Here is a 22,388-nt window from a genome sequence, read left to right as displayed (position 1 = left end):
CAGGGAACGCGTATAATTTGGGCCCTCAGGCCCCTTGGGAGTGCTATCGCTATGGCAGGATTGCAGAAGATCCTCATTATTCTGTTGGTTTTGGTCCTGGTTCTGCTGGCACTGGTATTCTCGCTCAACAATCAAATGGCAGTCTCCCTCAACTTCCTGCTGTTTGAGACCCAACCCCATGGCGTTGCCGTCTGGATTATCATGGCATTTGTTGTCGGTGCCCTCGTAGGCGTGCTGATGACCATGCTGGCCACCGTTCGAACCTCGGTGTCCCGGCGAACCCTTCAGAAACGACTTGATCGCGCCGAGCAGGCATTGGAGAAATCCAGGGCCCAGAACGACCGGACTCTTTAATGGATATCGTACTTCAGTGGCTGCTGCTCACTGTCGCAGTCGCCGTTGGCTGGCTTGTGGGCCGGCTGGGAAGCAATGACAACCGATCCGGAAAAACGATTTCCGACGAGGAATCGGTTAAGGACCGTCTCCAGTTTCTGTTCACCAACTATTCCGACCAGGCCGTTGAAAACTTCGTTCAGTCCCTTGCGGTAAACAAGGACACCGTCAGTTTGCACCTGTCCATCGGAAGCCATTTCCGTAACAAAGGTGAGACGGACCGCGCCATACTGATCCACCAGAATCTTCTGGCCAGGCCCGAGTTACCTCCGCGTTTCTCGCCACAGGTCACCCTTGAGCTCGCCCGGGATTACCTGAATGCCGGTCTGCTTGACCGTGCTGAGGCACTGCTGCATCAATTGATGGGTGACAAGGAGTATGGGCGGCATTCCTCGCAACAGCTTATTGATCTCTACCAGCAGGAGAAGGAGTGGGCTAAAGCAGCCGAGGTCGCGCGAGCGCTTACCCGGGGCGATGCCGACCCGGCCATGTTCAAGGTGCTGGCCTATTTAACCTGTGAGCTGTCCGAAGAGTCCCTGAAGCAGGACGACCGGTGGGCTGCGCAGAAGCTGGCCAGGGAGGCGCTCGATTACGATCGCTCCTGTGTTCGGGCCAACCTCATTCTGATGAAGCTTCTAGTTCGTCAGGGCAGTTACCGGGAGGCCAGCAACCAGTGCCTCAAAGTGTTCGAGCAGAACGCCGAGTTCGGGTCGGAAGCCATCGACCGCTTGATGAAGCTTGAGCACGAGCATGGTGACATCGGGCGGCTGGCGAAAAAACTGCGCAAGCTTTACGAAAGCTATCCGAGCACCAGCCTCCTTCTGGCCCTTGTCGAGTCCGTCGAACGTGCCTCGGGGCGTCCTGCAGCTATCGATTTGCTCAGGCAGGAACTGGAAACACGCCCGAGCGTGCGTGGCCTGCTCAGGCTGGTGGAAATGGCCGGCTACGAAAAGGGCATGACCACCGATGAGGGCAGGCTGGTGAGCCGCATCGGTCACCTGATACTTGCCAACCGTCCGGTTTATCGCTGTGTCAGTTGTGGTTTCTCAGGTCGTCAACTGCACTGGCTGTGCCCGAGTTGCAAGCAGTGGGAAACCGTCCACCCTATTCAGGGTGTTGAAGCCGAATAAACCTTTACCGAATCTCCGCAGGAAATGTGAACGTGCAAACCGCTAACGATCCCAAGATCATCGTCGCCCTCGATTTTCCGTCCCAGAATCCGGCCCTTGAGCTGGTCGACAAACTGGACCCGGCCAAATGTCGCCTGAAAGTGGGCAAAGAACTGTTCACCCGTTCAGGCCCGCAACTGGTCGAGGGTCTGCAGAAGCGAGGTTTCGACGTATTCCTGGACCTGAAATTCCACGATATTCCCAACACCACGTCAGCTGCCGTCGCGGCTGCGGCCGACCTGGGTGTCTGGATGGTGAACGTTCATGCGTCCGGCGGCGAAAAAATGATGACCGCCTGTCGGGAACGCCTTGAAGCCTTCGGTACTGGTCGCCCGCTGTTGATTGCTGTGACCGTCCTCACCAGTATGAACGCCGACGACCTGGCCGGCATCGGCATCATCGATTCCCCGGAAACCCAGGTGTCCCGCCTGGCAACCCTCACCAAAAACTGCGGCCTCGACGGCGTCGTCTGTTCCGCACAAGAAGCACCCAAACTCAAAGCCGAGCAGGGCGCTGACTTCAAATTGATCACACCTGGTATCCGTCCCCTGACGGCCGATAAAGGCGACCAACAGCGCATCATGACCCCCACGGATGCCCTCAAAGCCGGTTCCGACTACCTGGTAATCGGTCGTCCCATTACCCAGGCAAATGACCCGCTGGCTGCCTTGGAGGCTATTCATTCAGAGGTGATCGAGCTCTGACTCGTTCTATTTTTTGAATCCTGCCCCAGCTTTCGAAATTGGGGGGCTGGTGCTGTGGGTGCGCCCTCCCAAAAACCGCTACGAGCACGTCCATGTGCGCTTGGCTGTGGCCATCCATGGCCACAGACATTTTTGGGAGGGCACCCCCACAGCACCGTTCCGGTCGTCGCAGTTATAGTCCGCCTTTTGCACCGCACTCTATTAGGCAGAGTTCCTTGAGTCGTATTGTGTCGTTAGCTGCAGATTTTCTTTTTACTCGGTATATCTGTTTAGTCTGAACGGGCCGGCCAGCAGGTCTTTCCAAAACTGTAGAGGGCCAGGGATGGCCCGATTCAAGCGCACACGGACGTGCTTGTAGCGTGTTTTGGAAAGACCTGCTGGCTGGCCCGCCCCCAAAACGCAGGACTTGCTATCAACAACCGAAGTCAAAACCGAAAAGTGGGGCAATAAAAAACCCGCTAACTCAAAGAATTAGCGGGTTTTCAGAATAGTGGCTCCCCGAGCTGGGCTCGAACCAGCGACAAACGGATTAACAGTCCGTTGCTCTACCAACTGAGCTATCGGGGAACGTCGTCGTGTGACGAGGCGCGTATATTAAGTTGGCTATACCGCCCCGTCAACCCCTGGCCAGAACTTTTTAGCCGAGCGCTTTCTGCAGGCGCTCAATGGCCTTTTCCAGATTGTCCATGCTGGTGGCGAAGCTCAGTCGCATGTGGCCCGGGCAGCCGAAGGCGGAGCCAGGGACCAGTGCTACGCCGGCGTCGGTCAGCAGTTTTTCAGCGAATTCAACGTCGGTGCTGACGCTGGAATCGGCATCGATGGCGCCCTGGAAGCTGGGGAACACATAGAAGGTTCCGTCGCCATTCAGGCACTCAACGCCCGGGAGCTTGTTCAGGGCCTCTACCAGCCAGTCGTGGCGTTCCTTGAATGCCTTGACCATCTCGCCCACGCAGGCCTGATCACCGTCCAGCGCAGCCCGTGCCGCTGCCTGGGAGATGGAGGCGGGGTTGGAGGTGCTCTGGGACTGGATCTTCTTCATGGCGCCGATGATTTTCGCCGGGCCGGCGGCGTAGCCGATGCGCCATCCCGTCATGGAGTAGGCTTTGGAAACGCCGTTCAGAACGAATGTGCGGTCGTAGAGCTCAGGCGTGGCGTTCAGGATGTTGCAGAACGGCTTGCCGGTCCAGAGGATCGGCTCGTACATGTCGTCCGTGGCGATCATGATGTTCGGGTGTTTCTTCAGCACCTCGCCGATGGCCTGCAGCTCTTCCAGGGTGTAGGCCATGCCGCTCGGGTTGGAGGGGCTGTTGATCACGAACAGGCGGGTACGCTCGGTGATGGCGTTTTCCAGCTGTTCCGGAGTGATCTTGAAGCGTGTCTCGGCGCCGGTTTCGATGATGACCGGTTTCCCCTCGGCAACCAGTACCATGTCCGGGTAGGAAACCCAGTAGGGGGCCGGAATGATGGCTTCGTCACCGGGGTTCAGTGTGGCAAGTGCGAGGTTGAAAAAGCTCTGTTTGCCACCACTGCTTACCAGTATCTGGTTCGCTTCGTAATCCAGGCCGTTGTCCCGTTTGAACTTCGCAATAATCGCTTTTTTCAGGGCGGGCGTACCATCCACGGCGGTGTACTTTGTCTGGCCGTTATTGATGGCTTCAATGGCTGCCTGTTTGATGTGATCAGGTGTGTCGAAGTCCGGCTCGCCAGCACCCAGGCCGATAATGTCCTGGCCGGCTGCGCGGAGTTCCGCGGCCTTGTTGGTGACTGCGAGGGTGGGAGAGGGCTTGATAGCCTGTACTCGGCTGGAAAGTTGAAGGTCCAAACTTGCGCTCCTTAAAGCTGCGTCTGATAGGGCTGCGACCGCCGGGTGCCAGAGCTGCTGGCTGATTTCTGCCCAGCCGTCGATCGCACTGATGGTATCATGAAGCCAGTGTATCGCTAAATTTCTCTAATGGTAGGGACCATAACGCCCCTGCCTCGGTTTTACCGGAGGTTTTCGCCAGTTATGGCCAGTAATCAGGCAAACGTTTCCGCCAGGGAAGGTGTGTTCAAAGTAGATTCACCGTTCCAGCCAGCCGGCGATCAACCCAAGGCGATCGAGGGGCTGGTAGATGGCATTCACTCCGGTCTCGCACACCAGACCCTGCTGGGGGTAACCGGCTCCGGTAAAACGTTCACCATCGCCAATGTGGTTCAGGAGGTTCAACGGCCAACGATCATCATGGCCCACAACAAGACGCTGGCAGCCCAACTTTACGGTGAGTTCAAGGAATTCTTTCCGGACAACGCCGTGGAGTATTTCGTCTCCTACTACGACTACTACCAGCCCGAGGCCTACGTGCCCTCGTCGGACACGTTTATCGAAAAAGACGCGTCCATCAACGAGCACATCGAACAGATGCGTCTGTCTGCCACCAAGGCGTTGTTGGAAAGACCGGACGCCATTATCGTGGCAACGGTTTCGTCCATCTATGGTCTGGGTGATCCCCAATCCTATCTGAAGATGATGCTGCACCTGGATCGGGGCGATCAGATTGACCAGCGGTTTATTTTGCGGCGCCTGGCCGAGCTTCAGTACACCCGGAATGACGTTGAGTTCCACCGGGCCAATTACCGTGTTCGAGGCGATGTGATCGATGTGTTTCCTGCGGAATCCGAGAAAGAGGCGATCCGCATCGAGCTGTTCGATGATGAGGTGGAGAATCTCAGCTATTTCGACCCGCTGACCGGCGAGGTTCTTCGCCGGGTGCCCCGGGTTACCATTTTCCCGAAATCCCACTATGTGACGCCCCGTCAGACGGTTCTGGATGCAGTTGAACACATCAAGGTGGAGCTGGATGAGCGGCTGCAGCAACTGCGGGACAACAACCGCCTGGTGGAAGCCCAGCGACTGGAAGAGAGAACCCGGTACGATATCGAAATGATGCTGGAATTGGGCTACTGCAACGGCATCGAGAACTACTCGCGCTATCTATCCGGTCGCCGGCCCGGTGAGGCACCGCCGACACTGTTTGATTACCTGCCGCCCAACGCTTTGCTGGTGGTGGACGAGTCCCACGTAACCATTCCCCAGATCGGCGCCATGTACAAAGGTGACCGTTCCCGCAAGGAAACGCTGGTGGAGTATGGCTTCCGCCTCCCATCGGCATTGGATAACCGGCCCATGAAATTTGAAGAGTGGGAGCGGATTGCGCCGCAGATGATTTTCGTATCGGCTACGCCGGCGAACTACGAGGCCGAGCACGCCGGGCAGGTAGTGGAGCAGGTGGTTCGACCCACCGGCCTGCTGGATCCGGAAATCGAGGTGCGCCCGGCCTCTACCCAGGTGGACGACCTGCTTTCCGAGATCAATGCCCGGGTGAAAGTGAAGGAACGGGTTCTGGTGACAACGCTCACCAAGCGCATGGCGGAGGATCTTACTGACTTCCTGATGGAGCACGATATCAAGGTTCGCTACCTGCATTCGGACATCGATACCGTGGAACGGGTGGAAATCATCCGGGATTTGCGGCGAGGTGAATTCGATGTACTGGTGGGGATCAACCTGTTGCGGGAAGGTCTGGACATGCCCGAGGTATCTTTGGTGGCCATTCTCGACGCTGACAAGGAAGGGTTCCTGCGGTCGGAACGTTCATTGATACAGACCATTGGCCGTGCCGCGCGGAATGTTCACGGTAAAGCCATTCTCTACGGCGACCGAATCACAGGTTCTATGCAAAGAGCCATTGATGAAACCGAGCGCCGGCGCGCGAAACAGCAGGCCCACAATGACGAATTCGGCATCACGCCCCAGGGCCTGAACAAGAAGATTGCGGACATCATGGAAGGTGCAGGTGGCGGTGGTCGAGGCCGTCGCAAGGCCGAGCGCCCGGGACAGAAAGCGGCGGAAGAGGCAGAGCAATACAGGGCGAAAACCGGAAACCGGTCGCCGGAGGAAGTTCTCAAAGAAGTATCGCGGCTGGAGGACGAAATGTACAAAGCCGCGTCCGAGCTGGATTTCGAGACGGCGGCCCGTCTTCGGGACGAGATCGCCGAGCTGAAGGAGGCGGCCCTTCGGACCGCATGATCAGGCCGGCCGCTTTGGCCCCACGATGACTGCGGCCTGCAAGGGCTGGTTCCTGCCATAGCGGGAGATCTGGCTGAACACCCTTCGGTCGACCGGCAGGTATTGTTTGTCGGCCACTGTTTCGCCCGCCTCGGCGTCGATTTCCGGATCGTGCAGGTACACAAACTGGTCATCAATCGCGCACACCGTCACCCAGTGGGGAACGCGGCTACGGTTCAACTGCCAGGTGCTGATCAGGATGACTGGAACTCGCCCTTCGTGGAGGGCTTCCTCCATGGCTTCGAGGGTCAGGGGATCATGGTGCAGCTGGATGTCGGTCTGGCCGATGTCATAAAGAAACCCCTCATGGACCAGTTCCAGAACGCGTTTCTTGTCCTCGCTTCTGACGGTGTCCTTGAACAGCGCACCTTCCATACTGATCCACGCGCTGGCTTCAAAGCCCCGGTTCCAGGCAGCCAGTGCCAATCCATGAGGGCCGCAGCCACCATGGCCGGCCAGCATGAATATGGTGGTCGCCTCCCGCCAGAGTCTGAGCTCCTCCAGGGTTGTGAGCGGTTGCTGCTCATCCAGGGCGGCCATGGCCATGATCAGTGCGGCGGGGCCACAGGAAAAATCCGTGGTCTGTGGGTAGTAGGGGACAGCCGGAAATTCCCTTGAAGGCTCATAGAACAGAATCCGGCGCTCAAAGCGCAGGGCGTCGCCATGGTCCTCATAGTAATCGCGATAGGTGCCAAACTGGCGGTAGCCCAGCCGATTGTAGAGAGCGATCGCGCCCTTGTTATCTTCACGGACTTCCAGGCGCATGATGATACGGCCAGCGTCCACCGCTTCGGACTCCGCCTCACGCACCAGTTTCTCGCCCACACCCCGGCCCCGAACAGTCGGTGACACCGCGATGGAATAGATCCGCGCCAGCCGGGTAGCAGCGCTCATCAGAACCAGGCAATAGCCCACCAGTTCGCCATCGGCTTCGGCGATTATCAAGCGGTCCCTCGGCATCTCCAGGAAACGGCGAAAGCTGCGCCTGGAAAGTCGGTCCTCTGTGAAACACCGGTTTTCAAGCTCAACCAGGGCGTTGAGATCCTTGCTGGTGGCTTGTCGTAGCTGGAAATCAGGCATTGAGATGCGGCCTTGAGAAGAGCTTGGAGGGCATGCTGGTGGGCTTCCCGTATTCGGCTATTATGGGTGAGAGCAAGGGTAACGCAAAGACTGTAAGGATGCGTAAAAGCACGCATTATTCGTCGATTGTGCACCGATCATCACCGGCGTATCGTTGCGTCAAATATCACAGGCAAGACCTTTCAGGGAGGAATGCCTTTAATGTCCCGTTTGCTTATCGTAGTGGACCGCGCCAAAGACTGGGCGCCTTATTACCCCAGTGAAGATGTACTGACGTTTGATCAGTATCTCCAGTTCTCGGCACCGCCGTCCAGCCGGGTAAGAGTCATTAACCTGTGCCAGAGCGCCCGGTACCTGAGCAAGGGGTATTATTGCTCATTGCTGGCGGAAGCCCGTGGCCACCACGTGGTGCCTTCGGTAATGACGCTTAATGACCTGGGTAGGAAAGGGTTGTTTTCTCTCGAGCTGGAAGAGCTTGATGAGAGCGTTATCAACTGGCTGGAGGCGTCGGGTTCGGCAATTGATCCCGCCAGTGATGAGCGCGCAGCTACTCATGAAGTCCGGATCCGGACGTACTTTGGACAGGCTGAGCATCCGGATCTCAAACCGGTTGCCAGGGCCCTGTTCGAGCGTTTTCCGTGCCCGATTCTCGAGGTTGTCTTCAAGCGCCGCAAGCAGTGGCAGATCGAGTCCATGAAACCGGCGGCCCCGGCGGACCTCGGCGAACAGGAGCAGGACGTATTTGCCGCCGCCCTGGATCGTTTCAGCAGCATGGTGTGGCGTAAGCCCAGAACCCGTCGACGTTACCGCTACGACCTGGCGGTTCTGGTCAATCCCGATGAGGAAATGCCGCCGAGCGACAAGGTTGCCTTGAAGCGATTCGAAAAGGCCGGTCGCAAGCTGGGTATCAATGTTGAGCAGATCACCCGCAGGGATTACATGCGCCTTCCGGAATACGATGGCCTGTTCATCCGGGAAACCACCGCCATTGACCACCATACCTACCGTTTTGCCCGCAAGGCAGCGGCGGAGGGTATGGTAGTTATTGATGATCCTGTATCGATCCTGAAGTGCACCAACAAAGTGTTTCTTGCGGATCTTCTGAAAAACAACAAGGTTCCCACACCCAAGACGCTGATCCTGTCCAAAGACCAGAAGAACGCGGTTGAACAGGTCATCAGCGAGTTGGGCTTTCCCGTGGTCATCAAGATTCCGGATGGCGCATTTTCCCGAGGGGTTACCAAGGCGGAGGATGAGAAGACCTTGCGAGCCGGTCTAAAGGACCTGTTCAAGCAGTCGGCCCTGGTGCTGGCCCAGGAATATCTGTACACCGATTACGACTGGCGCATTGGTGTGCTAGGTGGTCGGGCTATCTACGCCTGCAAATACATGATGGTGAAAGGCCACTGGCAGATCTACCAGCACGGTGAATCCGAGAGTGAAAGCGGTGGCTTCGAGACCATGCCCACTTACGAGGTGCCGAGAAATGTGATTCAGGCGGCCCTGAATGCCACCAAGCTGATTGGTAACGGGCTGTACGGTGTGGATATTAAACAATCCGGAAACCGGGTTGCCGTGATTGAAGTCAACGACAATCCGAGCATTGATGCCGGTGTCGAGGATCGCTTCCTCGGGGGCGAACTCTATACGCTGATCATGCAGGAGTTTCTCTCCAGGATGGAGGAGAACCGGCGGAGGTAAAGGGTTTGGCCGGCTTCTTCAGGGGCCGGCCACCCAAACCCGGACACTGCCAAACCAGGGGTAATCCCGAAGCTGATCCCTGATGTTTGCGGAGGAGAACAGGGTTTTTTTCTCGTACTCGTCGAGAAACAGTTCCAGGTGCACCTTGTTCTTCAGGTAGTGCAGCCGCAGGCGACTGTGGTGTGGAAGTTCACCAATATGCCGGGCCAGTACAGCCCGGATGTCTTCTCGGGAAGGCAGGCGCTCAGAGGTCAGCGGCTGGTCTTCGTCGTTTTCAGCGTCGATGTGGAAATTGATGTCCCGAATGTTGTCCAGAGCGTCTCGCATGCCCGAGACCACCTGCATACCGATCTGATGTCCCTCTGAAACGCTGATTTCCGGCCGGACCACCAGGTGAATATCCAGCAGGATGTCATGGCCCATGCGACGGCTACGAAGTTCGTGGACGTTGCGCACGCCGTCTGTGTCGCGGGCAATGCTCTTGAGCATCTCTGTGTCTTCGTGAGAAAGGCCGGTATCCACAAGCTCTTTTACGCTGTCCCAGGTGAACTTCCAGCCGATGTGGATAATGATTCCGGCAATCACCACTGCGGCAAACACATCGAGCCAGATCATCCCCAGCATGGCACCTGCGGTCGAAACCAGAACGACGATTGAGGAAAACGCATCGGTTCTGCTGTGCCAGGCGTTGGCGATAATCAGATCCGAGCGAATTTTCAGGCCTACATGGCGAGTGTATCGAAAGATCCACTCCTTCCCGGCCACCGACACGGCCGCCGCTACCAGTACCGGCCATCCGGGAACGGCATCCACGTTGCCTTCGATCAGACGAAGCGTGTTTTCCCAGGCCAGGGCAGCGCCTACCGCGATCAGAATACTACCAAGCACCAGGGTGCCGAAGGTCTCGATTCGCTGGTGACCGTAGGGGTGATCTTCATCCGGTTCCTGGCGGGAAACTTTCATTACACCGAGGACAACCAGATCCGAGGCAACGTCGGTAAAGGAGTGAATGCCATCGACCAGCAGTGCCTGGGAATGAAAAAGAGCACCTGCAATGACTTTAATGACACCGAGTACGGCATCGAGAATCATTCCAATAATGGTGACCCTTGAAGCCGCCCTCATTTCGCCCGCAAGACTGTCCCGGTTCTGTTGAGCGGGGGAAATCGGCTCTTGCATTGCAGAACTCCTGATCCGAAAACAGGTGCCAGTATAACGTTATTCTTGGAGTGTGTGGCAGTGCCGGCCCGAAAGCCGAATTTCAAGTGATTTATGCACATCATTGCAGAACGGTGACCGGGTAACATTTTGTTTAGTATTTGTCGACAGGCAAGAAAAAAAATTATAACCCATTGAAAATAAAGTTAAATTCAACTGGTCAAAAAATGATCAATCTGTAGACTGGCGCAGTTATCAAGGGATGGGAACCGTTGCCCCTCGATTTTCAACAGGGTTATCCACAGATTCCGTGGAAAAGGTCATGAGACTGCCATGATACAGTCATTTAGAGCTGATTTTTCTCTATCCCGGGAAGCTGTGGAAAACTTCCGGTATACTCCGCCCACTTGGATCAGGGGAGTTTTTTCAGATGTACGGCGTTTTCCGCAACCTGCTTTTCCGTCTTCCGGCTGAGCAGGCTCACAATATTGCATTGAATGGTCTGGATCTTGCGCAACGATTGGGCGTTTTGAACGTTTTTTCGCCAAAAATAGATTCATTGCCAGTGAATGTTATGGGGTTGGATTTTCCGAACCCTGTCGGGCTCGCCGCAGGTCTTGATAAGAACGCCGATCATCTTGATGCACTGGGAGCCCTGGGCTTCGGATTCATTGAAGTGGGAACAGTCACACCACTGGCGCAGCCCGGAAACCCCAAGCCGAGAATGTTTCGACTGCCGGAACATCAAGCCATCATTAATCGCATGGGTTTCAATAACGAAGGGTTGGACCACTTGCTGGCGCGCGTGGACAATCGCCGGTACCGCGGGGTGTTGGGAATCAATGTTGGCAAGAACAAGGATACGCCCAACGATCAATCCGAATCGGACTACCGAAAGGGGATTTCGGCTGTCTACACCCGCGCCGATTACATTACGGTGAATGTGTCCTCGCCCAATACGCCAGGGCTACGGGATCTGCAGTTTGGGGACTCCCTGAAAGGGCTTCTGGAAGCAATCAAGGACGAGCAACTGAAGTGCGAAAAAGAACATGGGCGTTATGTGCCTGTAGCCGTAAAGATTGCTCCGGACATGGACGATGACGGTATCCGTTTTGTGGCATCTGCGCTGCGAGAGACGGGGCTGGACGGCGTGATTGCCACCAATACAACGGTCAGTCGTGATGCGGTGGCGGGTCATCCTTATGCCAATGAGGCCGGGGGGCTGAGCGGAGTGCCGGTTCGGGAAGCGTCTCTGAGGGTCATAAAGGGACTTTACGCGGAGTTGGGGGAGTCGTTGCCGATTATTGGCGTGGGCGGCATTACCGACGGCGAGAGCGCAGCAGAGAAAGTCCGGGCCGGAGCCAAACTTGTACAAATTTACACAGGGTTTATTTACCGTGGGCCTCAGCTGATAAAAGAAGCCGTTGAGGCGATCAGGCAGGTACAGTGATTGTCGGTGTCCCAGAACGAAGGTGGGCCCGCTTAGCGGGCCCGAGCGGGGAATGAACCCCGTAGCGCTTCTTCGCATGGTATGGGGCGGGAGGCCCCATTTGGGTTACTCTGGATACTGCGTCAAGTTGTGTAGAAAAAGATCAGATTAAGATTCGGGGTTAGTTCAGCCGTCAAGCCGTCGTAACGTTAGCCAGTTTGTGGATGCCGGATACGCCGGTCATGCCCTCCCATTGATCTGTGCGGCCTTCTCGCCACCCGTTCAGCCATTCCTGGCGAACTTCCGCCTGTTCAATCGGGCAGCTGTCTTTGGATTTACCGGACACGCCAGCGAGATAACCCCGCTTGTATGCACGAGCGTACATGTCTCTTTTCTGTCTTTTCATGCCGTTCCTCACTGATGGATTAACAGAACAAGCGTGTACACACCTGCAATGGCTGCGACAACTGTTACCCGCTCCGGGATAACCCACTATTGTCAGCTCAAGCCAGAGCAGTCAGGATCCTGTTAACGGAAGGTTTGTTACCTTCCGGAACGACGCGTCAATTACAAGGTAAGTCGAACCTTGCGCGGATGTACACTAATTATTTCATCTATGTGACGCTTTTTTTATAGTTATGTGAACTAAAAAATCACCACCAATTTCGGAACAGCCAGTATTCCGGAAACTTACCAGTCGCCGCTGATACACCAGGAGTTGAACTTGTCCAAATCTGTATTTTTCGTAACCTGCCCGAAGGGGGTGGAATACCTTCTGGCGGACGAGCTCAGCACTTTTGGCCTGGACACCGTGCGCAACGCGCCGGCGGGAGTCTGGGTAGAAGGTTCTCTGGAAGGTGGCTACCGCGCGTGCCTCTGGTCGCGCCTGGCCAACCGGGTGATCCTCCATGTCGACGAAGTGAATGCCAACAGTGGCGACGAGCTTTATGACGGTGTTGTGCACATGGACTGGCAGCAGCATATCCCGGTGAATGGAAGCTTCCGGGTCACTTTTCTCGGTCAGAACGAGGCAATCCGGAATACGCAATACGGAGCACAGCGGGTAAAAGACGGCATTGTTGACCGGTTCCAGGCCAATGGAGGCCCGAGGCCTTCCGTGGATGCCAAGAATCCCGATGTCATTATCTCCGCTCGACTGAATCGGGGGCGCCTGTCACTGGGAGTCGACCTAAGCGGCCATAGCCTCCATATGCGCGGCTACCGGACAGATAAAGGCATAGCACCACTTAAAGAAAACCTGGCGGCGGCATTACTGATGCGTGCGGGCTGGCCAGAGATTGCCTCGACCGGCGGCGATTTTCTGGACCCGATGTGTGGGTCCGGCACGCTTGTTATTGAAGCCGCGATGATGGCGCTGGATATGGCGCCCGGGCGCAAACAGGAGCGGTTTGGTTTCGAGAAATGGCCGGGCCATCAGCCGGAGCTCTTGTTGTCCTTGCGCCAGGAAGCAGAACGTCGCGCCCATGAGGGTAAACAGAAACGAATCCCCAGGCTGGCGGGCTTTGACCAGGACAGTCGGGTCATTGCGACGGCCTGGAAGAATATCCAGCGGGCCGGGCTTGAGAGTATTGTCCACGTTGAAGCTCGATCGGTTGACGCCCTGGAACCGGAGGGCGGCTGGTCCAAACATGGGTTGGTGTTGACCAATCCCCCATACGGTGAGCGCTTGAGTGAGCGCAGGGAACTGGGCGCCCTGTACCAGGCGCTGGGCGCTGCAGTGAAACGCAGCGTACCCGGCTGGCGGCTTGGTGTGTTTACCGGTGCCCCGGAATACGGCAAGTCCATCGGTTTGCGAAGCTACAAGCAATACCGGCTTTTCAACGGCAAACTGCCCGCTCAGTTGCTGTTGTTCGAAATCAATGACGCCAGCGCCATGACCCCGCGGGGCCCCGATATCCCCGGTGAGATTACTCCTCGTATTGCTAACGAGGAACGTGCGGCCATGCTTCGTAACCGGCTCAAGAAAAATATGAAGACCATCGGCCAGTGGGCGAGAAAGCAGGGCATTGGTTGCTATCGTCTTTACGATGCCGACATGCCGGAGTTCGCTCTGGCAATCGATATCTATGAGGGCCGGATACACGTGCAGGAGTACGCGGCCCCGAAATCGGTGGACGAACGTTCCGCCCGTGAACGTCTGGCCGAAGCTCTTGCAGTGATTCCCGAAGCGCTCGGCGTGGACCGGGAAGACATGGTGTGCAAGCAGCGCCAGCGCCAGACGGGCACCAGCCAGTATGAAAAGCAGGCTGCCAGTGGCGAGTTTTTCAAGGTTCACGAACATGGCTGTGTGCTGAAGGTGAACCTGAAGGATTACCTGGACACCGGTCTGTTTCTGGATCATCGGCCGGTGCGGCACTGGATTCAGCAACACGCCGCAAACCAGCGGTTTCTGAATCTGTTCTGCTATACCGGGGCGGCCACGGTGCATGCCGTGGTAGGAGGCGCCAGCCGCTCTCTCAGCCTTGATATGTCAAAAACCTATGTCGGATGGGCCGAGGAGAATCTGGCCCTGAACGGTGCGGATCCCCGGAAACATCGGGTAGAGCAGGCGGATTGCCTGGCCTGGCTTGCGGACCGAAAAACGGCGGACCAACGGTTTGATCTGATCTTCATGGATCCGCCCACATTTTCGAACTCCGCCCGAATGGCGGGCGTTCTGGATATCCAGAAGGATCATCCCACGCTGGTGAGGCAGGCCATGGCGAGGCTGAGCTCTGATGGATTGCTGATCTTTTCCAATAATTTCCGGCGATTCAAGCTCGACGAGGCACTGGAAAGCGAGTTCGAGGTTTCCGAAGTTACCCGGGATACCCTGGACAGGGATTTCCAGCGCAATGCCCGGATCCACCGGTGCTGGCACATCCGCCACAAGGCATAAAGGAAATTGAATAGAACGGTAGGTCGGATTAGCGAAGCGTAATCCGACCTGTATTCTAGAACTCGTAGCGCAGGCCGCCGGAGAACTGGAAGGTATTCACATCCGTGGCGGTGTCTTCGAAGAGCTTTCCTCCTTCGAACACCAGGAAGGTGTCGTCCATTACTTCGAAGTCGAGGCCAGCAATCCAGCTGACGCTGAAGCCGCTGTCTGGAAATTCGCCTTCGAGGTCCAGAAAGGGGTTGTTGCGGTCATTCGCCGGGTCGCTAATCTCCCCCTCGCCATGGATATAGGAAAAGCCAAACTGTCCGTAGAGGTTGGCGTAGTCGGTAATCGGATAGTGCAGGCCGATATACCAGCTTGCGTAGTAGTCAACGCTCAATGTGAGGTCACTATTCGGGACTTCGGCGTCTTTAAAGCCGCCGCCGGCCCGCAACTCGGCGTGGAACAGGTCGGTTATATGACCACCCATCACCAGTGTTCCGCCAGTGCCCCAGGCCGTCTCCTTGGTGTTTTCACCGATAGTGCGGTGGTTGTAAGTGGTTGCCAGCAGACCGATGTAGTGTTTGTCTGCTCGAGGAGTATCCTGGGCCAGAACAGCCTGGGAGGCGAGAAACAGGGCGGGGACAAGTGGGCAGATAAGGGGCGTTCGCACAACCTTGTTCATTGTTATCGGGCTTCCTGACGTGGGCGAATACGGGCTGATTCTGCCTTGTGTAACCGTTTGTTACGTCGACCCGTGTCACACTTCCCTGTGTCTGTTCTGCACCGTTAAAGGTCTTCGTCGAACAGGCCTTCTTCCCGAGCCATTAGCAGCAGGGCATATACGCCATTTTCGGGCAGTTGAGGTTCCAGGCTTTCCTCGAACAGCAACTGGCGACGACGATCTTCCAGGGTTTCGCTGTCGAGGCCGGTAATAAGCTCACTGATGGGTGCGATCTCAAACGGGGCTTCCTGTCCTACTGCCGTGAAGATCAGGTCCACCAGAATCTCGTCCGGATCAAGGCCGTCCACGAATACGGTCTGGTCTGGCAGGTCCTGGTGCAGTTCCCGGGCCAGTTCGATGAGGGGCACGCCCTGTTCTTCCAAGTAGAGCAGGTCGATATCACCGAGGTCACCGTCTTCGGGGAGCCAGTCATCGGAAGGGGCGATCACCACGGTTTTCATCCGGCCGTCTTCCAGCGACCAGGCCATAGCGGTTGGGAAAAGCGCGTCGTCGGTCTGGCAGTATTCAATGTCGAGAAATCTCGGTGCAGGCACGTTGGGCTCCCGGTGCTGGTTAATTTGTGACCCGGTTATAGGGAATGTCCGTTGACCAGTATGAGGCTTTACGGCTTCATGCCATACTGATGGCGCAATTATCTTTTAATCAGGGACATCATGGAACACGCTGAATTTAACAAAGATTTATTGAAGTTTCTGAACACCTCTCCCACACCCTGGCACGCAGTTGACACCATGAAGCAACGGCTCAGTGCGGCCGGGTTCCAGGAACTGGATGAGCGGGAAGACTGGTCACTGGCCAAAAACCAGGGCTATTTCGTTATCCGTAACGGCTCTTCGATCGTTGCCTTCCGCACCGGCAGCAAAGACGTTGCCACCTCGGGGATCCGTATGGTGGGTGCCCATACCGATAGCCCCTGCCTGAAGGTCAAGCCCACACCTGAGCTTCGCCGAAAGGGTTTTTTCCAGCTGGGGGTCGAGGTCTACGGCGGTGTTCTGCTCAACCCCTGGTTTGATCGGGACCTTTCTCTGGCCGGTCGGGTTACGGTGTTGGACGAGGACGGCAAGGTGCGGGATACGCTGGTGGATTTTCGCAAACCCATCGCGTTTATCCCCAGTCTGGCCATCCACCTCGACCGCGAAGCCAACAGCAATCGGACGGTTAATCCCCAGACCGATCTGCCACCGGTTGTGATGCAGGTTCCGGAAAGTGACACGACCAGCTTTGTCGATATACTGTCACAACAGGTCAGAACAGAATCCGGACTGAGTGTTCGCAAGGTTCTGGGCTACGAGCTGAGCTTTTACGATGCCCGTGAGGCGTCGTTTGTCGGTTTGCGCGATGATTTCATCGCATCCGCTCGGCTGGACAACCTGCTGAGTTGTTACATCGGCCTTCAGTCTCTGCTGAAAGCTTCCGGTGATGAGGCCGCTCTGTTGGTCTGCAATGATCACGAAGAGGTTGGCAGTATGTCGGCCGAAGGCGCCCAGGGGCCGTTCCTCACGGCGGTGCTGGATCGTTGGGCCGGCTCCGGCAAGGCCCGGGCCATTGCCCGTTCGATGATGGTGTCGGCGGATAATGCCCACGGCATTCACCCCAATTACATGGATAAACACGACGAAAATCACGGTCCGATTCTCAATCAGGGGCCGGTGATCAAGGTCAACCACAACCAGCGTTACGCCACCAACAGTCGCTCGGCGGCCGTATACCGCCACATCAGTGACGAGCTGGGTTTGCCACACCAGACGTTTGTGGTTCGAAGTGACATGGGCTGTGGCAGTACCATCGGGCCGCTCACGGCGGGTAATCTGGGAGTGACCACGCTGGACATTGGTGTACCGCAGTTCGGTATGCACTCTATTCGGGAACTGATCGGAACCGAGGATGGCTTCACGCTGTTCCGCGTGCTGACCGAATTCATGCAGCGCGAACAGATTTTCTAGGGCGGGAAACGAAAAATGCCGCTGATTCATCAGAAGCAGCGGCATTTCGAAATAAGTGGCTCCCCGAGCTGGGCTCGAACCAGCGACAAACGGATTAACAGTCCGTTGCTCTACCAACTGAGCTATCGGGGAACAGCATCAAGTGGCGCGCATATTAAGCGCTTTGATTTACGGGGTCAACCCCCTGATATGAAAGGCTAAAAATTGTACGAAAGCAGGACTCTTCACTATCGTCCGCCACCGTGGCTACGCAACGGTCACGTCCAGTCGGTCTGGCCCACGCTGTTTCGCAAAGTACCCATGGTGGATCCCGAGCCGGAAGTGATTGCGACGCCGGATGACGACGAACTGCACCTGGACTGGTACCGGCAGGGCAGCGACCGTCTGGCGATTGTGTCCCACGGGTTGGAGGGGCATAGCCGGCGTCCCTACGTGCTCGGTTTAACCCGAGCCTTGCTGCGTGAGGGATGGGATGTTCTGGCGTGGAACTTCCGCTCCTGCGGCGGCGTTATGAATCGGCAACCCAGGTTCTATCATAGCGGCGCCACTGAGGATCTCGGCCTGGTGGTCAATCACGGTTTGTCGGGTAACTACAACACCCTGTTCCTTTCCGGGTTTAGCATGGGGGGCAATCTGACGCTGCTTTATCTGGGCGAACAGGGTGAGGGAGTCGATAGCCGGATCTGCGGCGCCGTTGCCTACTCGGTTCCCTGCGACCTGGCCGGCAGTGCCGATATGCTGGCACTGCCCAGCCGAAAGATCTACATGCAGCGCTTTCTTCGGGATCTGAAGGTGAAAATGCAGGAGAAGGCAGAAAAGTTCCCAGACCTGATCGATGTTTCCGGGTTTGACGCGATCCGCAGTTTTCATGAGTTTGATGATCGCTACACGGCACCACTGCACGGTTTCCGCAATGCCCGGGATTACTGGGCGCAGTGCTCGGCGCTGGGGCGCATGCGAGATGTGCGGGTGCCGGCGCTGATGGTCAATGCCGCCGATGATCCGTTCCTGTCGCCGCAGTGCTTTCCGGAGTCCCGGCGGCAGCTCGGTGCCCATGTGCGCCTTGAGGCGCCTCGCTGGGGCGGTCATGTGGGGTTTGTCGAGCACGCCAGGGACGGGTTCTACTGGTCAGAGCGCCGGGCCCTGGCGTTTCTCCGGGGATTGCACTGAGTCGGAGTTACTGAAGGATCGGTTTGATGACCGGCCAGACGTTGTCCAGCAGTTTGGCCTGGGCTTCCTCGGTAGGATGAATACCGTCGTCCTGCATCAGTCCGTCCTGGTTGTAGATGCCGTCCAGAAAGAAGGGAACCAGAGCGGTGTCGTAACGGTCTGACAGCTTCGGGTAGATTTCGGCGAACATTTCTGTGTACCGCTGTCCGTAGTTGGGAGGTATCTGCATGCCCACCAGCACGGCACGCGCCCCCGAACCCTGGACCTTTTCGATCATGGAGGCGAGATTGGATTCGATAACATTGGGCGGAAAGCCGCGAAGGCCGTCGTTGCCTCCCAATTCGATGATCACAACTTCGGGCTCGTTCTCCTCAAGCAGTTCGGGCAGACGACGAGCGCCGCCATCGGTGGTCTCTCCGCTGATGCTGGCATTGACCACTTCCCATTCCGTTAGTCCCTTGTCTTCCAGGCGCTCACGTAACAACTGCACCCAGGCAGTTTCGGAGGGGACGCCATAGGCGGCACTGAGGCTGTCTCCGACAATCAGAAGCGTGCTCTGGCTCGCCGCCACGGGCAGCGCCAACAGGGTAGCTACAAGAAAAAGAATTGATCTGACGTACACCAATGCCGTATGCATAGACAACCAATACACCTTTAAGTCGTTTTCAGGACCCAGGATCGGGAGATTCCGTGAACCAGATGACCAATATTAACCCGGATAGCCAGAGCCCAATGTTACGGGTAAATAACCTGACTCACCGCGTCAGTGTTGAAACCGATACGCTCACGATCTTGCAAGGGGTCACTCTTGAAATCAATCGGGGAGAGTCCGTAGCCATTGTCGGGCGCTCAGGGTCTGGAAAAACCACACTCCTGGGTCTGTTAGCCGGCCTCGATACGCCGACTGAGGGAACGGTTGAGCTGGACGGGTCGGTGATCAGCAAGCTCAGCGAAGACGAGCGGGCAAAGCTTCGGGCCCACCGGGTTGGGTTCGTGTTCCAGTCCTTCCAGCTTTTACCTGCGCTCACCGCGCTCGAGAACGTTATGTTGCCCCTGGAGCTGGCGGGTATGAGCGCTCCGGAAAAAAGAGCACGTGAATTACTGGAACGGGTGGGCCTGGGCGAACGTCTGACCCACACTCCAAGACAGCTGTCGGGCGGTGAGCAGCAGCGGGTAGCGATTGCGCGGGCGTTCGCTTCTGAGCCGCTGATTCTGTTTGCTGATGAGCCGACCGGCAACCTGGACAACCGCACCGGCCAGGCAGTCTCCGATCTGCTCATGGCGCTCAACCGGGAGCAGGGCACAACGCTGGTAATGGTTACCCACGACGAACACCTGGCGGCGCGCTGCAATCGGCAGTTCCACATTGAAGCCGGCGTTCTTACCGAACCGAGCGCGGCTCAGGAAATGGCACACTGATGGCGGCTGCAAACAAGCTCATGTCGGTCCGCCGGGATTGGCGGGAACGGGATGTTCGTGTCGTTCTTGCCGCTCTGATCATTGCCGTTGCCACGGTTGCTACCATCGCCCTGTTTGCCAGCCAGCTGCAACGCACCCTGGTTTCCTCAGCCAGTTCGTTCCTGGCGGCGGATCGGCAGCTGGAAGCGGAAAATGGTCGACCCATTCCCGATTCATGGCTGGAGGAAGCGACTGATCAGGGGCTGGCAACCGGTCGAATGGTGGAATTCTCCACCATGGTTTTGGGCGCTGATAATTTCCAGCTGGTGTCGGTGAAAGCCGTCAGCAACGAATATCCGCTCCGGGGGGATATCGAAATACAGCGGGACCCAACGGGGCCCAGGGAGCTGGTCAGTCAGGGGCCCGGGCCAGGAGAGGTCTGGATCAACCCGCGCCTGCTCAGACTGCTGGATCTGGAAATCGGAGAGCCCCTGGAAGTCGGGAACCTGAACCTGACCGTCTCAGGTCTCCTCATTCGCGAGCCCGACGGTGGTTTCCGGCTCTCCGCGCTGGCGCCACGGGTAATGATGCATGTGGATGATGTCTCAGCCACCGGGGTGATTCAGGAGGGCAGCCGGGTTGAGTATGTTTACCTGTTTGCCGGTGATGAAGCCTCGCTGGAGTCTTACTATCAATGGCTGCAACCCCGCATGGAGCCAAGCCATGAATGGGAGGGCGTTCGCGATGGTGAAACCTTCTCCCGCTCCCTTGAGCGTGCCGAGCGATTCCTGCTGCTCGGCGGCAGCCTTGCGGTTCTGCTTGCCGCTGTGGCGGTTGCTGTTGCAAGCCGGCAATACGCCCTGTCTCAACGCGACACCGTCGCATTACTGAAGACCCTCGGTCTGAGCGGCGCTGGTATTGGCGGCTTGTATCTCAGGCGTCTGGCACTCTGGGGCGTTACCGGCATCATTGGTGGCCTGCTGGTGGCCATGCCGCTTTACTGGTTGCTGACTCGCATGCTGAGCGAGGTACTGGAGCGCCCGGTGGACTTCCAGCTCGACCCTTCCGCCCTGGTACCCGCGCTTCTGACGGCCCTTGTTTCTCTGTTTGCCTTCGCCTATCCGCCGGTGCGTCGGCTTAGGAATGTGCCGGCCATGCGCGTACTGCGAAGCCAACCCGGTGAAACAGGTCGTGAGGCCTTGCCGGATATCCTGATCGCCATTGTGGCGGTGTTCGGACTGGTATGGATGTACGCCGGCGAACTGGCCCTCGTGGTTTCCCTGCTCGGTGGCCTTGCCCTGCTGCTTGGCGCCCTTGGCCTGGTTGGATGGCTGCTAGTGGCCACACTGCGTAAGGTCCGTGGCGGCGGTAACGCCTGGCGTCTGGCATTGGTGGGCCTCTACCGGCATCGCAGGGCCAGTCTGTCCCAGATTGCCGTGTTTGCGATGACGCTGATGCTTGCGGCCACGCTGATACTGGTGCGGACTTCATTACTGTCGGACTGGCAGGCCCAGTTGCCCGATGACGCGCCCAATCACTTCCTGATCAATATTGCGCCGGACGCGGTTGAGGACGTTGATGCGTTCTGGCAAGAGCGTGGCCAGCCCCTGGATAAACTCTACCCCATGGTTCGCGGTCGTCTGACCGAGCTCAACGGACAGCCGGTCAAGGAAACGGTCAGTAAGGATGAGAATGTAAACGCCCTTAACCGTGAACTGAACCTCACCTGGATGTCGGCTCTACCGGAAGACAACGAGGTAGTGGAGGGCACCTGGTTCGGTGAGAACCAGAAAAACGGCGTCTCGGTGGAAGCCGAACTGGCTGCACAACTCGGCCTGTCATTGGGCGACAAACTGACCTTTACCATCGGTTCCGAGAAGGTAACGGAAGCTGTCACCAGTATCCGCACGGTTCAGTGGGACAGCATGAAACCCAATTTCTACATGGCCTTCCCGCCGGAGGGCGGCCTGACAGACATGCCTGCAACCTGGATAACCAGCTTTTATCTTCCCAAGGACGGCAAGGATGCATTGAACGAGTTTTCGCGCCAGTTCCCGACCGTTTCGGTACTGGAAATTGACCACGTGATCGAGCGAATCCAGGAGATTGTCCGCCAGGTAACACAGGCGATTGAAGCCATCCTGGCGCTGATTCTTGCCGCAGCGCTTGTGGTTATGGCAGCGGTGGTCAGTGCGACGCTCCAGGACCGGCAAAGGGAAGGGGCCTTGCTACGAACTCTGGGCGGCAGGCAGAAACTGTTAGTGCGCAGCACTATGCTCGAGTTCGCGTTGCTGGGAGGCTTTGCAGGTTTATTGGGCGTGGTTGCCGCCGAGGCGGCGGTCTGGGCACTGCAGTTCCGGATGTTCGAGGGCACGTTCCAATGGCACTGGCATGTGGTGCTGCCTATCCCGCTGGTTAGCGCCCTGGTTCTGGCCCTGTTTGGCCGATGGCAACTCCGGCCGGTTCTTAGCGTGTCGCCCATGCTTCTGCTAAGGCGCCTGGAGTAAGGCGCCCG

18 protein-coding genes and 2 tRNA genes are annotated in these 22,388 nt (G+C 57.2%); 11 read left to right on the top strand and 9 right to left on the bottom strand.

The genetic code is table 11. The annotated features are described in order from the left end of the window. Nucleotides 1-51 precede the first annotated feature (51 nt). The 3 genes from GJU83_RS16000 to pyrF are packed head-to-tail and all read left to right on the top strand — an operon-like array spanning nucleotide 52 to nucleotide 2,266. Nucleotides 52-354, top strand: coding sequence for a LapA family protein (locus GJU83_RS16000; protein ID WP_064230620.1), 303 nt, complete (start codon nucleotides 52-54; stop codon nucleotides 352-354). Then, nucleotides 354-1,523, top strand: a complete 1,170-nt coding sequence (lapB, locus tag GJU83_RS15995) for a lipopolysaccharide assembly protein LapB (RefSeq protein ID WP_153634691.1) — start codon at nucleotides 354-356, stop codon at nucleotides 1,521-1,523. The genes GJU83_RS16000 and lapB overlap by 1 nt, the downstream gene beginning before the upstream one ends. Nucleotides 1,524-1,555: 32 nt before the next feature. Then, on the top strand, nucleotides 1,556-2,266 hold the full coding sequence (gene pyrF / locus GJU83_RS15990; RefSeq protein ID WP_153634690.1) for an orotidine-5'-phosphate decarboxylase: 711 nt from the start codon (nucleotides 1,556-1,558) through the stop codon (nucleotides 2,264-2,266). 491 nt (nucleotides 2,267-2,757) lie between these two features. Here the strand turns inward: pyrF and GJU83_RS15985 are convergent. Together GJU83_RS15985 and GJU83_RS15980 are read right to left on the bottom strand one after the other, a co-directional pair. Then, nucleotides 2,758-2,833, bottom strand: a tRNA-Asn gene (locus GJU83_RS15985). A 70-nt stretch (nucleotides 2,834-2,903) separates the two neighbouring features. Next, nucleotides 2,904-4,088, bottom strand: a complete 1,185-nt coding sequence (locus GJU83_RS15980; RefSeq protein ID WP_153634689.1) for a pyridoxal phosphate-dependent aminotransferase — start codon at nucleotides 4,086-4,088, stop codon at nucleotides 2,904-2,906. A gap of 183 nt (nucleotides 4,089-4,271) precedes the next feature. On the opposite strand from GJU83_RS15980, the gene uvrB reads away from it, so the two are divergent. Continuing rightward, nucleotides 4,272-6,332 (top strand): excinuclease ABC subunit UvrB, encoded by a 2,061-nt coding sequence (gene uvrB, locus GJU83_RS15975; protein ID WP_153634688.1) that lies wholly within the window; start codon nucleotides 4,272-4,274, stop codon nucleotides 6,330-6,332. On the opposite strand, the gene rimI is transcribed toward uvrB, so the two are convergent. Continuing rightward, nucleotides 6,333-7,451 carry a ribosomal protein S18-alanine N-acetyltransferase gene (gene rimI, locus GJU83_RS15970; RefSeq protein ID WP_153634687.1) on the bottom strand — a complete coding sequence of 373 codons (1,119 nt, stop codon included), beginning with the start codon at nucleotides 7,449-7,451 and terminating at the stop codon, nucleotides 6,333-6,335. Between the two features lie 201 nt (nucleotides 7,452-7,652). On the opposite strand from rimI, the gene GJU83_RS15965 reads away from it, so the two are divergent. Continuing rightward, on the top strand, nucleotides 7,653-9,152 hold the full coding sequence (locus tag GJU83_RS15965; protein ID WP_069184615.1) for a RimK family ATP-grasp domain-containing protein: 1,500 nt from the start codon (nucleotides 7,653-7,655) through the stop codon (nucleotides 9,150-9,152). A gap of 18 nt (nucleotides 9,153-9,170) precedes the next feature. Here the strand turns inward: GJU83_RS15965 and GJU83_RS15960 are convergent, their stop codons facing one another. Further along, nucleotides 9,171-10,331, bottom strand: a complete 1,161-nt coding sequence (locus GJU83_RS15960; protein ID WP_153634686.1) for a cation diffusion facilitator family transporter — start codon at nucleotides 10,329-10,331, stop codon at nucleotides 9,171-9,173. A 409-nt stretch (nucleotides 10,332-10,740) separates the two neighbouring features. Between GJU83_RS15960 and GJU83_RS15955 the strand changes: the two genes are divergently transcribed. Further along, nucleotides 10,741-11,760, top strand: a complete 1,020-nt coding sequence (locus GJU83_RS15955; RefSeq protein WP_153634685.1) for a quinone-dependent dihydroorotate dehydrogenase — start codon at nucleotides 10,741-10,743, stop codon at nucleotides 11,758-11,760. A gap of 172 nt (nucleotides 11,761-11,932) precedes the next feature. Here GJU83_RS15955 and rmf read toward each other — a convergent pair whose 3' ends face one another. Beyond that, the gene (rmf, locus tag GJU83_RS15950; RefSeq protein ID WP_069184618.1) at nucleotides 11,933-12,145 is read right to left on the bottom strand and encodes a ribosome modulation factor; all 213 of its coding nucleotides are present in this window, start codon (nucleotides 12,143-12,145) and stop codon (nucleotides 11,933-11,935) included. 318 nt (nucleotides 12,146-12,463) lie between these two features. Here rmf and rlmKL point away from each other — a divergent pair, with 318 nt between their 5' ends. Beyond that, complete coding sequence (rlmKL, locus tag GJU83_RS15945; RefSeq protein ID WP_153634684.1) at nucleotides 12,464-14,638, top strand: bifunctional 23S rRNA (guanine(2069)-N(7))-methyltransferase RlmK/23S rRNA (guanine(2445)-N(2))-methyltransferase RlmL; 2,175 nt, start codon at nucleotides 12,464-12,466, stop codon at nucleotides 14,636-14,638. A 55-nt stretch (nucleotides 14,639-14,693) separates the two neighbouring features. On the opposite strand, the gene GJU83_RS15940 is transcribed toward rlmKL, so the two are convergent. Further along, nucleotides 14,694-15,302 (bottom strand): outer membrane beta-barrel protein, encoded by a 609-nt coding sequence (locus GJU83_RS15940; RefSeq protein WP_153634683.1) that lies wholly within the window; start codon nucleotides 15,300-15,302, stop codon nucleotides 14,694-14,696. Between the two features lie 104 nt (nucleotides 15,303-15,406). Next, a complete protein-coding gene (locus tag GJU83_RS15935; protein ID WP_069184621.1) occupies nucleotides 15,407-15,895 on the bottom strand; it encodes a hypothetical protein in 489 nt (162 codons plus the stop codon). Nucleotides 15,896-16,015: 120 nt separating this feature from the next. On the opposite strand from GJU83_RS15935, the gene GJU83_RS15930 reads away from it, so the two are divergent. After that, nucleotides 16,016-17,305: a M18 family aminopeptidase gene (locus tag GJU83_RS15930; RefSeq protein WP_153634682.1), complete on the top strand. Its 1,290-nt coding sequence runs from the start codon at nucleotides 16,016-16,018 to the stop codon at nucleotides 17,303-17,305. 56 nt (nucleotides 17,306-17,361) lie between these two features. On the opposite strand, the gene GJU83_RS15925 is transcribed toward GJU83_RS15930, so the two are convergent. Continuing rightward, nucleotides 17,362-17,437: transfer RNA gene (locus GJU83_RS15925), tRNA-Asn, on the bottom strand. Nucleotides 17,438-17,509: 72 nt separating this feature from the next. On the opposite strand from GJU83_RS15925, the gene GJU83_RS15920 reads away from it, so the two are divergent. Further along, complete coding sequence (locus tag GJU83_RS15920) at nucleotides 17,510-18,475, top strand: YheT family hydrolase (protein ID WP_153634681.1); 966 nt, start codon at nucleotides 17,510-17,512, stop codon at nucleotides 18,473-18,475. Nucleotides 18,476-18,482: 7 nt separating this feature from the next. Here the strand turns inward: GJU83_RS15920 and GJU83_RS15915 are convergent, their stop codons facing one another. Next, nucleotides 18,483-19,112: an arylesterase gene (locus GJU83_RS15915; protein ID WP_153634680.1), complete on the bottom strand. Its 630-nt coding sequence runs from the start codon at nucleotides 19,110-19,112 to the stop codon at nucleotides 18,483-18,485. Between the two features lie 62 nt (nucleotides 19,113-19,174). On the opposite strand from GJU83_RS15915, the gene GJU83_RS15910 reads away from it, so the two are divergent. Then, nucleotides 19,175-19,894: an ABC transporter ATP-binding protein gene (locus GJU83_RS15910; RefSeq protein WP_069184679.1), complete on the top strand. Its 720-nt coding sequence runs from the start codon at nucleotides 19,175-19,177 to the stop codon at nucleotides 19,892-19,894. Beyond that, nucleotides 19,894-22,380 (top strand): ABC transporter permease, encoded by a 2,487-nt coding sequence (locus tag GJU83_RS15905; protein WP_153634679.1) that lies wholly within the window; start codon nucleotides 19,894-19,896, stop codon nucleotides 22,378-22,380. Before GJU83_RS15910 ends, GJU83_RS15905 begins: the two co-directional genes overlap by 1 nt. The last annotated feature ends 8 nt before the right edge of the window (nucleotides 22,381-22,388 follow it).

Source organism: Marinobacter salsuginis (assembly GCF_009617755.1).
GTDB classification, from domain to species: domain Bacteria; phylum Pseudomonadota; class Gammaproteobacteria; order Pseudomonadales; family Oleiphilaceae; genus Marinobacter; species Marinobacter salsuginis.
This window is presented reverse-complemented; position numbering and strand designations above follow the sequence as displayed.

Coding starts and splice junctions, on each gene's coding strand:
- GJU83_RS16000 (WP_064230620.1), top strand. CDS start 52: ATGGCAGGATTGCAGAAGATCCTCATTATTCTGTTGGTTTTGGTCCTG.
- lapB (WP_153634691.1), top strand. CDS start 354: ATGGATATCGTACTTCAGTGGCTGCTGCTCACTGTCGCAGTCGCCGTT.
- uvrB (WP_153634688.1), top strand. CDS start 4,272: ATGGCCAGTAATCAGGCAAACGTTTCCGCCAGGGAAGGTGTGTTCAAA.
- rimI (WP_153634687.1), bottom strand. CDS start 7,451: ATGCCTGATTTCCAGCTACGACAAGCCACCAGCAAGGATCTCAACGCC.
- GJU83_RS15965 (WP_069184615.1), top strand. CDS start 7,653: ATGTCCCGTTTGCTTATCGTAGTGGACCGCGCCAAAGACTGGGCGCCT.
- GJU83_RS15960 (WP_153634686.1), bottom strand. CDS start 10,331: ATGCAAGAGCCGATTTCCCCCGCTCAACAGAACCGGGACAGTCTTGCG.
- GJU83_RS15955 (WP_153634685.1), top strand. CDS start 10,741: ATGTACGGCGTTTTCCGCAACCTGCTTTTCCGTCTTCCGGCTGAGCAG.
- rmf (WP_069184618.1), bottom strand. CDS start 12,145: ATGAAAAGACAGAAAAGAGACATGTACGCTCGTGCATACAAGCGGGGT.
- GJU83_RS15940 (WP_153634683.1), bottom strand. CDS start 15,302: ATGAACAAGGTTGTGCGAACGCCCCTTATCTGCCCACTTGTCCCCGCC.
- GJU83_RS15930 (WP_153634682.1), top strand. CDS start 16,016: ATGGAACACGCTGAATTTAACAAAGATTTATTGAAGTTTCTGAACACC.
- GJU83_RS15915 (WP_153634680.1), bottom strand. CDS start 19,112: ATGCATACGGCATTGGTGTACGTCAGATCAATTCTTTTTCTTGTAGCT.
- GJU83_RS15910 (WP_069184679.1), top strand. CDS start 19,175: ATGACCAATATTAACCCGGATAGCCAGAGCCCAATGTTACGGGTAAAT.
- GJU83_RS15905 (WP_153634679.1), top strand. CDS start 19,894: ATGGCGGCTGCAAACAAGCTCATGTCGGTCCGCCGGGATTGGCGGGAA.